At 42.7% G+C, this 12,125-nt stretch carries 13 protein-coding genes; 7 read left to right on the top strand and 6 right to left on the bottom strand.

Annotation, left to right across the window (positions count from 1 at the left end; genetic code table 11):
• Nucleotides 1-34: 34 nt before the first annotated feature.
• The 4 genes from PHG22_00835 to PHG22_00820 all read right to left on the bottom strand — a co-directional run bounded on the left by PHG22_00835 (nt 35) and on the right by PHG22_00820 (nt 3,991).
• Entirely contained in the window at nt 35-1,240 is a 1,206-nt protein-coding gene (locus PHG22_00835; GenBank protein MDD5490323.1) for a DUF3048 domain-containing protein, read from the bottom strand.
• The gene (locus tag PHG22_00830) at nt 1,188-1,880 is read right to left on the bottom strand and encodes a 50S ribosomal protein L25 (protein MDD5490322.1); all 693 of its coding nucleotides are present in this window, start codon (nt 1,878-1,880) and stop codon (nt 1,188-1,190) included. Before PHG22_00830 ends, PHG22_00835 begins: the two co-directional genes overlap by 53 nt.
• Before the next feature lie 104 nt (nt 1,881-1,984).
• Nucleotides 1,985-3,079: a rod shape-determining protein RodA gene (rodA, locus tag PHG22_00825; GenBank protein MDD5490321.1), complete on the bottom strand. Its 1,095-nt coding sequence runs from the start codon at nt 3,077-3,079 to the stop codon at nt 1,985-1,987.
• Between the two features lie 6 nt (nt 3,080-3,085).
• Nucleotides 3,086-3,991: a hypothetical protein gene (locus PHG22_00820; GenBank protein ID MDD5490320.1), complete on the bottom strand. Its 906-nt coding sequence runs from the start codon at nt 3,989-3,991 to the stop codon at nt 3,086-3,088.
• Between the two features lie 315 nt (nt 3,992-4,306).
• On the opposite strand from PHG22_00820, the gene PHG22_00815 reads away from it, so the two are divergent.
• Entirely contained in the window at nt 4,307-4,939 is a 633-nt protein-coding gene (locus tag PHG22_00815) for a hypothetical protein (GenBank protein ID MDD5490319.1), read from the top strand.
• A gap of 122 nt (nt 4,940-5,061) precedes the next feature.
• Here the strand turns inward: PHG22_00815 and PHG22_00810 are convergent, their stop codons facing one another.
• Complete coding sequence (locus PHG22_00810; GenBank protein ID MDD5490318.1) at nt 5,062-6,582, bottom strand: hypothetical protein; 1,521 nt, start codon at nt 6,580-6,582, stop codon at nt 5,062-5,064.
• A 297-nt stretch (nt 6,583-6,879) separates the two neighbouring features.
• On the opposite strand from PHG22_00810, the gene gyrB reads away from it, so the two are divergent.
• From gyrB to PHG22_00785, 5 genes are all read left to right on the top strand, one after another.
• The gene (gyrB, locus tag PHG22_00805) at nt 6,880-8,952 is read left to right on the top strand and encodes a DNA topoisomerase (ATP-hydrolyzing) subunit B (protein ID MDD5490317.1); all 2,073 of its coding nucleotides are present in this window, start codon (nt 6,880-6,882) and stop codon (nt 8,950-8,952) included.
• 220 nt (nt 8,953-9,172) lie between these two features.
• Nucleotides 9,173-9,730: a hypothetical protein gene (locus PHG22_00800; protein MDD5490316.1), complete on the top strand. Its 558-nt coding sequence runs from the start codon at nt 9,173-9,175 to the stop codon at nt 9,728-9,730.
• A 161-nt stretch (nt 9,731-9,891) separates the two neighbouring features.
• Nucleotides 9,892-10,392, top strand: coding sequence for a hypothetical protein (locus PHG22_00795; protein ID MDD5490315.1), 501 nt, complete (start codon nt 9,892-9,894; stop codon nt 10,390-10,392).
• Nucleotides 10,393-10,447: 55 nt separating this feature from the next.
• A complete protein-coding gene (locus tag PHG22_00790; GenBank protein ID MDD5490314.1) occupies nt 10,448-10,681 on the top strand; it encodes a hypothetical protein in 234 nt (77 codons plus the stop codon).
• Between the two features lie 88 nt (nt 10,682-10,769).
• On the top strand, nt 10,770-11,102 hold the full coding sequence (locus tag PHG22_00785) for a GNAT family N-acetyltransferase (GenBank protein MDD5490313.1): 333 nt from the start codon (nt 10,770-10,772) through the stop codon (nt 11,100-11,102).
• A gap of 129 nt (nt 11,103-11,231) precedes the next feature.
• Here PHG22_00785 and PHG22_00780 read toward each other — a convergent pair whose 3' ends face one another.
• Nucleotides 11,232-11,546: a hypothetical protein gene (locus PHG22_00780; protein ID MDD5490312.1), complete on the bottom strand. Its 315-nt coding sequence runs from the start codon at nt 11,544-11,546 to the stop codon at nt 11,232-11,234.
• Between the two features lie 158 nt (nt 11,547-11,704).
• Here PHG22_00780 and PHG22_00775 point away from each other — a divergent pair, with 158 nt between their 5' ends.
• On the top strand, nt 11,705-12,046 hold the full coding sequence (locus PHG22_00775) for an aspartate 1-decarboxylase (GenBank protein MDD5490311.1): 342 nt from the start codon (nt 11,705-11,707) through the stop codon (nt 12,044-12,046).
• Nucleotides 12,047-12,125: the final 79 nt, after the last annotated feature.

Genomic DNA, 12,125 nt, shown 5'->3' with positions numbered 1-12,125 from the left:
ATGCCGGCTTTTTTAAAATTAAAAATTAGCTCCGCTACTCCCACTTCACCTCGTGCACTTTAGACACCACCTCCACCCAAGTAGTGCCGCGGTTAAACTGTATTTCCCCTGCCCCGAGCGAAGTCCCGCGCTCGTTGAGGGACGAAGTCGCGGGGTCGCCGGTAGAATCGTAAAACTTAGTGCGGCTGGTGCGCTTCTCTTTTTTCCAAGTGCCGTCAATAACCACTCCGTCTCTAAAAATAATTGCCCTGCCCTCCCCTGTCGTCTCAATCTTTTTGCGGCCATAATCGTCAATTGTCCACATTTTGACATATTGGACAACCACGTTTTTCGCTTTAATCTCCGAATTGTCTTCATCCGCGTGTTTTTCTTCAGCCACAAACCTCGCGTAATCATTAGTTTCTGGGTTATAGCTCCACTCCACTAAAAATTCCGGCTTGCCATAATCCACGGTTATCTTATCCGCCCGCGAATGCCATTCTTCCCCGCCCTCATCTTTATAAATCCAGGAATCGTAGGCCGGAATTTCTTTATCTAATTCTCTCGCCTCCAAGGCCCTACGGATAAAATCCGAGGAAGTATAGATATTGTGCGGACGTGGACGGCCGGAGCGCCAATAATATTTGCCGTAATAAAATTCGTTCAAATCATTAATGTCGTATTTTTTGATATCAATCAAAGATTCGTCACTGCCGCCGCAATGCATATACAAAGCGTCAAACTCGCTTACCCAGTCAAGATAATACGGACGCGCTGAGCGCACCGGACCGATTTTCTCCACCTCATCGCCGCTGGCGAAGACCGCGAGAAATCTGGTAATCCCCCCTTCGGTCATCACTTCATAAACCAGATTGGCTTTGGCGAGTCCGGACGGCGGACGAGCTTCCCAATGATTTTCTATCATCACCCCCACCGGGTAAACATTCTCCTTACCCGCCTCCACGAGCGTGCCGTCAAGACGCCGCGGCGTTAAATTCTTCTGCGGCTCAACGATTTCTTCCGTTGGCCCCGCCGGTTCCGGCGCCGGTTGGGTCAGCCAAAAACGATAAATAAAATAAGACAACAAAAGAACGGCCACCGCTAAAACCGGTATTAAAAATACCCACGGCCGTTCTTTAATATAGATAAAAACTTTTTTAAGACGTTTTATTTTTTTCACCTTATCTCCCTCCAGCATAGAAAAATTTTTATTTCTTGGCGGCTGGCGCTTCTTTGCCTGTTTCTTTGGAAGGCGCTTCAACCGCTTCCCCTGCCTCGCCTTCTTTCTTCTCCTTACCCACCAGTTCCGGCTCTTTCATTTCTTCAACCGGAGCCACTTCTTTTTCTTCTTCTCTCGGAGGAGCGACTAAGGCCACCACATCCTCTAAACCATTTTTAATAGTAAGTGAACTGGGAACGACTAAATCCTTAACGCGAATAATCTCGTCAAAAGTTTTTAAAGGAGAAATATCAACCTCAATCTCGTGTATCAAATCTCCCGGCAAACATTCCACTTCCAATTCATGCAGGTTGGTCACAAAAACACCCTGAAAATCTTTAATCGCCGGAGCCACGCCGACAAATTTAAGAGGAATGGAAGCGGTAATTTTCTCCTTCATATTAATCTGCCGGAAATCGGCATGAAGAATCGTATTTTTTACCGGGTCAAATTGCACATCCTGAATCAGGGTCTTAATCGGTTCGGCATCGCCAATTTTTAAATCAATCAGCGAACTTTCTCCGGCTTCTTTGTAAATTTTATTAAAAAGAGGATAATCAACCGTTAAATTCCGCGACTCAATCCCTTTGCCATAAATAACCACCGGGATTTTACCCTTTTCGCGAATCTTGTAAGATTTACCGGCATTTCTAACTTCAGCTGCCAACAAGTATGATTTCATAAAAATTTCTTATTTTTATTGTGTAGTTTTTATTCTAAAATAATCCGTCAAAGATGTCAAGGACATCTAAAATATCGGCGCCCGATGACCGCTTAAATTATATTTTAACTTCTCATTCTTATCCCCTCAACAATCCCGATGGTCAAAAGACTGGCAACAAGAGAACTGCTGCCTAAGCTCATAAATGGCAAGGTGACGCCCGTCACGGGCATTACCCCCAGATTCATGCCGACATTAATTAAAAACTGGCTTAAAAAAATCAGGCCCGCGCCCAAAATAAAAAATAAGGGGAAATCGTCACGGGCTTTTTTAGCCGCTAAAATCAACCGCCAAAAAAGCAACGCCCAAAAAATAAAAATAAAAATTACGCCGAGCAGGCCCAGCTCTTCCGCTAAAACGGCAAAAATAAAATCGGTCTGACTGGCGGGTAAAAATTTAAGCTGGCTTTGCGAACCAAAACCCAGCCCCCGCCCCAGCAGCTGCCCCGAACCGACGGCGATGATTGACTGACTGACATTATAACCGCTCTGCAGCGGGTCGCGTTCCGGGTAAATAAAAGTGAGGAGGCGGTCTTTTTGGTAATCTTGCAAAATAAAAAACCACCCGACTAAAAAAATAATCAAAAAAATTGTCAGCAGAATGAATAAGTGCCGGCGGCTGATGCCTCGTAATAAGAGCAACCCAAACCAAATAATAAAGAGCAGGGCGGCGGAACCCAAATCCGGCTGGCGAAGGACGAGGGCGCAAAGCGCCGCCGTCGCCACTCCGCTGACCGCGATTTGGCGAAAAGATTTTTCCCCGCGCGACTGTAAAGCAAAATAAGCGGCTAAAAAAATAATTAAAAACAATTTGGCCAGCTCCACCGGCTGAAAACTTAAACCACCAAAATCAAACCAGCCGGTGGTGCCGCGGATAGTTTTACCAAAAACAAGAACGGCCGCCAGCAGAAGAAAGGCGGCGGCGTAAAAAAATCGGTTGTAAATCCTGAAAATTTTATAATCAATGAGCGGTGCCAGAAAAAGAAACCCAAAACCGATAATCGCTCCGGCTATCTGTTTTTTAAAATTAAAAAAATTAGCCGTCTCTTGACTAAGGGCAATACTGTAAATGGCCGCCAGCCCGAAGCAAACCAAGAGAAAAACAGCTAAAATTAAAAGCCAGTCAAACCTCCTGAAATAAGAAAAAAAATTTCTAAGCATTTGAATTTATCTCCTCCACCCCTCCGACGTTCCCTTAAATTCCATGTAAACTTCCGGCGCCAGAATGTTCACTTCCGGCTCTATCCTCACTTCTGAAACCGAAGACAGCGGTTCAAACCAGCGCGCCTCCAGCGACACCCGGTCTCCGGATTTAAACTCTTTAGCGGTCACATAATTAACAGCGGCCAGTGTCCCCCCGCGGTATAACGACACGTAAAAACCGACCTGCCAATAATTATAAGCGGTATTGTTATAAACATCAAAAGTCGCGGAACTCACCGGCAATTTCTCGCCCAAGCCAAGGGCGCTTGAATAATTAAATTTGATATTCTCAATTTTCAAACCCAAACGGCTGTTATAAAAATCTTGATAATTCGTTATCTCGTGAGCGTTTACTCTTTGCCATCTGACATCGGAAATATCAACAATCACACCCGATGGGCGGCTGGAACTTATCGCCCCGAGTTTCATAATAAATTTTTCTTCACCGGGCAGAATAAATCCTTTGAGTTTTTCCGAATTAAAACCCGGGCTTCTGAATTGATAATTAAAAGAAGACACCGCCCAAGCGCTATTGGGATTTTTAATTCTGGCTACGAAATCATATCTCCCCTGCCCCGTGGAAATCACCTCTACTGAAGAAATTTCCGGCGCTGACGGTTCATTCTGCGCCCTTAAACCTTTGAAATTAGCCAGGTCCTGCGGCAAAATACTCAACAGGCGTTCCCGCTCCGGCAGATTGATGATAAAATCCTGCATAACCTTCCAAAACGAATAACCCCACACCATAACATTTAATAAAATCAAAAACGCCACCAGCAGGTTTTTAAAAAACTGTTTTTTGGTTAAAAACCAATAGCCGAATTTTAACTCTTTGTCGCTTATGGGCGAAATAGAATTCTTCTCTTCCATATTATTCGCATTATAGCATAAAATAACGCTGGGGACAAATTACTATCTTGTAAAAAGTTTAATGATTTAGTATTCTTAAAACACCATCTTACTTCGCTTCTCCTTAAGGGTAGTCCTGGCGATTCCGTTACGGTAGCCTGTATCTTGAGGGATACTTTGGGAATACCCGGAGAGCAAGCCAAGATGGATATCTAAAAAGCCGTACTTCTATGTGTAGGTACGGCTTTTCTTATAAATTTCACTTGACAAAAAACCCAATTGGTGTAAAATACAAAGTTACTAGGAACTTTAACAACAAGAAGGAGGGAGTATAAAATGACTCTCATTCAAGATATTCTTTGGTATATTTGGGAATATTTGGTGTTAATTAAAAAATTTGTGACTGCGCTTTGGCTTTACCGGAAACCCCTTAAAGAAGAACCTGGCGATAAAAATCTCGTAAACCTCGGCGAAGAAGGTCTGAAAGAATACTTTGCTAAAAATGGGTGCGGGATTAGAGTGCTTAGCGTGACACCGGGCGGCGCTCCTTGGCGGAAAAGCCGCAGGAAAAAAGTGGAAGTGGAATTTAGCACCCGCAGTCGCTTCTTCAACGATTGGTGGGCGAAAATCAGATTCCTGCTCCATGGCAGCGATGGCAAGGCGTCCTTTTTCAAAATTAACGCGGTTATTGATGAAAAAAACGAAGGTAAAACCTGCAAAAGCCGCCTGACGCTTGTGCCGCAGAATATCGCCGCCAACCGAGACGCATTTAAATGGCTTTTTGATTCAAACTTCATAAAAGCCATAACCCTGCAATGGGGAGAAGACGGCCCGGAATTTAAATTTGTCTACCCGCCGGAGGAAGAAAAAATAAACGGCTATCGGACAAAAAACGGCAAAAACGGCAAAAGGCCAATTACCAACTCCCAAAAACTGGATAAAATCCTTGTATTCAAAAGCCCCGGCTAAAACCAGGGCTTTTTTATTTTAAACGGTTTTTAAAAATACGCTTAACCATTCCCTTCCTTGTTGAGGAAGGGCGTCCCGTCCCGAGGACTCGGTATCGGGACGGGGTGGTGAAAATTTTAAAATCAAGCTGCTTTTTCTTTATCCAAATTCGTTCTCTTTAAGGCCATCTCTAAACGGTCAATTAGTTCTGGCTGAGGGAAATGCTTAATCGCCCGGCGCGTTTTCTCCAGGGCCTCAGCGCCCAGGCATAACTTTAAGATTCTATCTTTTTGATTTAAATCGCTTAAAAATCCATCGTGGTCTTTTTTAAATTTTCTATAAACATTGACATTGCCCCTTTTTATCGCCTCCCACAAATTTCTACCCCCGCCCTGACCGATAAAAAAACCAAAATTATTTATCAGCTTATCCTGCAATTTCGTCACGGAGATAAAATCAATAAAATAATCCTTGGCCGAAAAATCAATCCTCTCGGCATTTTCTTTGTCTCTCCTTATCGCTTCCCTTATTTTGCTCTCCAGCGCATTTATTTCTTTTTTATAGAACGCCAGTTCCTCTTCCATCGGCCTCTCTCTGCTGGCGAACATTTCTCTCTCTTCCACCGGTGAAACTGAATCAGCCAGCTCCAGATAATTTTCCACGATATCCGTCTGGGCCGCCACGTCCTTATTTAAAACATTAAATTCTTTTACTGATTTTCTGTAGTTTTTATCAAACGGTTTGTTGAAAAAATTTTTAATCGGGTGGCCCGGCACAAATCCCTGGGAAACAAGTTCTTCTTCAAGGTCAAACAAACGGTTGCTTTTGGCTACAAATTCTTTGGGTTTGAAACCCTGGACTATTCCGGCGAGGTGCGGGGATTTTTTAACGCTCTTAATCTGGGCCTCTAATTTTTTTATAGCTTCTGCGTCGGCCGCCTCCATCTTTTTAATTTCCGCTTCGTAATCCGGCGCAATTTCCACTGTCTTTTCCGGCGAACGCAAACGTCTGGCGCGCTCTTTTATCTCCGCTTCTTTTTCTAGCCGTTGTTCTTCCGCCGGAGTAAGTTCGGGAGGAATTTCGCTCTCCTCAACCGGTTCTTCCGGAAGAAAATCGGCCTCGGTCACCCCGTGAACTTTCCATGGTTTTTCAACAACATCCCTTTCATCTGCGGTAAATTTCAAATCCTGAAAATTCTTAACCAAGGCGTTATAAGCCGTCCTTTTGATTTTAATCTCATCAGCGGTTCTATTATAATTAAGAATCCTGGACTTAAGTTCTTTGGAAATTTTTCTGCTGCCCATCGCTTCCGCCGCTAATTTTTTCTCTTCCGCATCAAGAAAAATCTGCTGGTCGTCCAGTTCTTTTTCTATTTTATCCAATTCCGCTTCCCTATTTCTGCCTGATAACTCATAAACTCTACTATAAAAGCGGCGATAATAATCACTCTTCTTCCCTAAACGCCGTTCAACTTTTTTGGCGGGGATTTTATCCAGTTCTTCTCTGAATTTGTCAAATTCAATTTCTTTATCAATTTCTTCTTTGAACCTTCCGATTTCTTCCGCACTCACCTCCGGAGCGGGAGATTTATCCAATTCTTTTAAAAATTCCCCATATTCTTTAGACCCTTTAATAGACCTTTTATTTTCTTCTAAATTACCCATAAAAAATGGTTATTTTTATTAGTAAAATATACCATATTTTTGCCGTTTTGTCAAACCAGTATAATAAAAAACCAAACTTCCCCTCCTGCCTGAGGAGGGGCGTCCCGTCCCGAGGACTTGGGATAGGGACAGGGTGGTGGGAGGGCATCTATAAACTAATTTATCCCCTGCAAAAAAAAGCAATAAACGCTTTAAAACCCCTTGCGCCCTACCTGTTTTTATGCTAAGATAATATAACAATTTTAATAAATATCAACGACAAGTAAATAGGCAAAATCGCTTATTTATTATACTTTTATGCCTATCAAAAAAACCGAAATAACTCCTGACAAAGAAAGGGCCATCAAAGAATATGGTGCCAAACAAATTACCGTTTTGGAGGGCCTTGAGCCGGTGCGCAAAAGACCGGGTATGTATATTGGTTCTACCGGCCCCTCGGGCTTGCACCATCTGGTTTGGGAAGTCGTGGACAATGCCATTGACGAAGCTATGGCTGGTTTTTGTAATGAAATCATAGTCACTCTTCTCCCGGGCAGCAAGGTGTCCGTCATTGATAACGGCCGCGGCATTCCGGTGGAAATTCATAAACAAACCAAAAAATCCGCTTTGGAAACCGTGCTCACCGTCCTCCATGCCGGAGGCAAATTCGGCGAGGGCGGCTACAAAGTGTCCGGCGGTCTCCACGGCGTCGGCGTTTCAGTGGTTAATGCTTTATCCATCTGGATGAAAGCCGAAGTGCATCGCGACGGAAAAATTTATCAGCAAGAATACAAACGGGGCAAACCGCAATACAAAGTCAAACCAGTGGGCAAAAGCAAACGCACCGGCACGACTATTACCTTTGAGCCAGACCCGGAAATTTTTGAAACCACACAATTTTCCCTAAAAACAATTTACGAACACCTGCGCCGCCAGGCCTATCTGACCAAGGGAGTAAAAATCAAAGTGCTTGATGAACGTCCGGAAGAAGAAAGAGCCGGAACCAGCCGCCCGCGCGAATACGCTTTTTATTTTGAGGGCGGCATTGCTTCTTACATCGTTCATCTGAATCACAACAATAAAATCAAACAGGAAAATGTTTTTTACGTTGATAAGGAAGAGGGCGGAACGCGCGTGGAAATCGCCCTGCAGTATGTTGATGATTACAAGGAAAGCGTTTTCTGTTTTGCCAATAATATTATCAACGCCGAGGGTGGCTCTCATCTCATCGGCCTGCGCACCGCCCTGACCCGCGTTTTGAATAACTACGGCCGCAAGCAGGGGCTCATCAAAGAAAAAGAGGAAAATTTAAGCGGCGAGGATACGCGCGAAGGTTTGGTGGCGATTGTGAGCGTCAAAGTCAAGGACCCGCAATTTGAAGGGCAAACTAAAGCCAAACTCGGCAACCCTGAAGTGCGCACGCACGTGGAAACGGTTTTTGGCGACGCTTTCCAGACATTTCTCGAAGAACATCCTAAGGACGCAGAAGCGGTTCTGGAGAAAAACCTGCTCGCCGCCCGCGCCCGCAAAGCCGCCCGCTTGGCGCGCGAATCCGTGCTGCGCAAGGGCGCGCTGGAAGGGATGACTTTGCCGGGCAAACTGGCGGACTGCTCTTCGCGCGACCCCAAAAGTTCCGAACTTTACATTGTGGAGGGCGACTCGGCCGGCGGTTCGGCCAAGCAGGGGCGCAATCGCGAGACCCAGGCCATTCTGCCTTTACGCGGTAAAATTTTGAATGTGGAAAGGTCGCGCCTGGACAAAATGCTTACCAACAACGAAGTCAAATCTCTGATTATCGCCCTGGGCACCAACATCGGCGAACAATTTGAAATAGACAAACTGCGCTATGACCGCATTATCATTATGACTGATGCGGACGTGGACGGCGCTCATATCCGCACCCTCCTGCTGACTCTTTTCTATCGTTACTTTCCGGAAATCATCCGCCAAAACCATCTTTATATCGCCCAGCCGCCGCTTTACCAAGTAAAATATGGCAAAGAATTTCAATACGCTTTCAGCGACGAAGAGCGCGATAAAATAGTGGCGCGGGTTCAAAATGAAAAACTGGCCAAAGGAAAAACTAAAGAAAAAATTAAGGCCGAGGAAATAAAGGTGATGGCCGAAGGCGAGGAAATCGCCGAGGGAGAAGAGAAAACGGAAAAATCCGCTGGCTACTCCATTCAAAGATACAAAGGCCTTGGTGAAATGAATCCGGAACAGCTTTGGGAAACTACCATGGACCCCGCCCGGCGCGTTATGAAAATCGTGACTATTGAGGACGCCGCTGCGGCTGATGAGGTTTTTGATGTTTTGATGGGCTCGGAAGTCGCTCCCCGAAAAAGATTTATCCAAACCCATGCGAAAAGTGTGAAAAATTTGGATGTATAAAATGGAAAGGTTTAATCTGCAAGATTGAACCTGAACCTACTCCGAATTCATTTTTAATACCAAACTATGTACTTAATACGCATTGTTTACACATAAGGACGAGTTATGTGCCATAGTGAAAAGCCAAAAATTGTTTGACAATTTTTAATATCTTTGGTAATTTACTTTTAGGCAAGGTCGCCATAACTTATCAAATAATTTATTAACTAACGAAAATATTATGTCAGAAAAATTTAAATTTAAAGGTGAAACGCCATCTCAAGGGCATGAAAGCAAAGCAACGTCTGAAACCGAGAAAATCACAATAGCAATGGATAAAGCTAGACAAGAAGCAATTGGTGCTTTAAAAGATTTACCAAAAGGTGAAATTCTTGAAGCCGCAATAAAATTCCAAAATAATTACAGCGAAATCATAAGGAAAAGGGAAACTGCGCAAAGATTTCACCCATTTTCTATACAGGAACAATTAAGGGATGTCTACCCAGATGCAAAGTTTCCGCAGATAGCTGAAACGGCTTCGGCTGTTGCCAACTTAATTCGTGAGAGAATGGGCGAAAGTGACGACGTATCACAACCAGATCTTATGGCAGCTTCAACAAAAAGAGATGTTGCCGTCGACGAATTAGCAAAGAAGATGACACCTGAAGAAGTAAAAAAACTTGACGGGATTATTCAAAAACAAGCATCTGAAGGAAAATTCGAATTGCCTGAAAATTATGATGAATATCGTGCAGGATGGCTGGCTGAATGGGTTGCAAAGGGTTATTTAGAGTTATAAAAAGTAAATTACCAAAAATATAATAGCCGCCCTTCGGGACGGCTATTGCTTTTCACTACAGCACATAACAGCGTATATCTAGTTACGGCTCTTGCAGAGCCTTCCGTTGGTTCAATCTTACAGATTGAACCATAACTTTCTTTTCATTTTAACTTTCTAAAATGCCATCGCCTCGCATCAGCAAAGAATTAAAAAACAAAATACATTTTCTAACTTTTACAGTTAAACGTTGGTACTACCTTTTTGACAGATATGACCGCTGGAATATCCTGCTTAATTCTCTGCAATACTGCCAGAATAATAAAAGTTTAAAAATATACGCCTGGGTCTTCATGCTTAATCACATCCATCTTATAGCTGAGAATAGTGATCTTGCGGGTTTTACAAGAGATTTTAAAACTTTTACTTCAAAAGAATTAAAGAAGAATCTATCAGAAACCGAGCCTCGCGTCCTTGAACTTTTTAAAGAAAATGATACTTATCAATTCTGGCAACCGAAAAATTGGCCGGAACTTATTGAAAACGAAAAATTCTATCTGCAGAAAGTAAATTATATAGAACAAAACCCGGTCAGAAAACAATACGTCAAACGTCCCGAAGATTGGATTTGGTCTTCGGCTAATCCGGAAAATTTGCTGGAATTGGCGGATAAGAGAAATTAAGAAAAGGTTCAATCTGCAAGATTGAACCAACTCGGAGGGATATAAAATTATTATTATGGACGAACATATCAATAAATTTGACGGGGCAAACATGGATATTGATTTAACCTCTGAGAAAAATGTGTCCTGGAAGCAAATGAAGTGTCCGTGGAATGTCGCAGAAAAAACCAACGAACATAAGTGCGCAGTCAAAAACACGTCTATCTGCAAATATTTTTGCGGCGTAGAATATTTAGATAACGTGCTTTGTTGTTATCCAAACGAAAATCCAAACAAAGGGAAAGAATAACTCTATTTTGTTCAGCAATATCGCTCTTTTATAAAATGCTTTTAGGAAAGAAGTTAAAAATACAAAACCAGCAAGAAGGAGGATAGTGATGAAAATTGTTGAGGTTAAAGCTAAGTGCTACGGCATTAAAATTTCAATGCGAAACAAAAAAGGTAAAGAGGTCGGCAGGACATTTTTGTTCATAATGTACAATGGTCTACACAAAAAGCCGTTTGGTCTCATGGAGGACGTGTATGTCATGGGGAAAATGCGTGGGAAAGGGCTGGGGACAGAGCTTGTTATACAAGTCATTAAAATAGCCAGAGAAAAGGGTTGCTACAAACTAATTGCCACCAGCCGGTATTCTCGAACAAAAGTCCACGACCTCTATACCAAACTGGGATTCCACGACCAAGGCAAAGAATTCCGTATGGATTTTTGACCTCTCTCGGGCGCAATAAAAATCTGCGCCCTTTTTTCCCAAAAGCATTTTGTATGTTTGTTAATTATAGAAAGAAAAAAGCCGCTAGATAAACTATGCGGCTTCAAATTGTTGAGTGGAATACGCTTCTTATCTTGCGTCATCTCTCTTGCGCAAGGCACGGGCCTTTTCAATCGCCTTTTTTAAAGACAACCCTTGGTCCAGGGCATCCTCGACATACTCGCAACAGGGTTGGCCTTTCGGATGAGATTTGTACGGTGACCAGCAACACGCTGTGAATGTCACCTCGTGCTTTGACCCTTTACCCGGTCCGGAATGTTTTTTCCCGTAATCCTGCCCACATACTTCACACTTATCTAGGGCATCTAATGACTCAGAACGTTCCGTATTACGTTTTTCCTCCCTCCTTGACCTAAAATGGTCTTTTCTCCAACATTTACCCATACTTCTCCTCCTTTTATATTTTGATGTAATTAAACGCCAAAATTGACATCAAATTAGTATAGCATAAAATAATATAAAAGTCAAGCCCTGTGCTGTTCCAAAAATAAAAAAGAACTAAAAAATTAAAGTAAGTCAAATCACCTTTATTTATCAATACTATGAGATGGATATTACGTTCCAAAATTCATAAGGCTACGGTTACCGAAGCCGATTTAAATTATATCGGCAGTATTACAATTGACGAAGATTTGGTTGAAAGGGTCGGTTTTTGGCCCGGTGAAAAAGTTTTAGTAGTTAGTAATACCTCTGGCGCAAGATTGGAAACTTATGTCATTGTGGGCAAAAAAAATTCAGGAATTATTTGTATGAACGGCGCCGCCGCCCATTTGATTAAAAAAGGAGAGGAAATAATCATCATGGGCTTTGAATTAACCGACAAACCAATCAAAGCTAAAAATATTTTGGTGGATAAAAATAACAAGTTCGTGAAATATTTATGAAAATGAACATCGCTGAACTTTGGGATATCTATATTTAAAAAACGCCTTTCTTTTGAAGGGCGTTAGTTATTTAAATTAA

It is taken from the genome of Patescibacteria group bacterium (assembly GCA_028716045.1).
Classification (GTDB): domain Bacteria; phylum Patescibacteriota; class Patescibacteriia; order JAQUQO01; family JAQUQO01; genus JAQUQO01.
The sequence above is the reverse complement of the archived record's forward strand: the minus strand, read 5'-3'. Positions and strand labels throughout refer to the sequence as shown.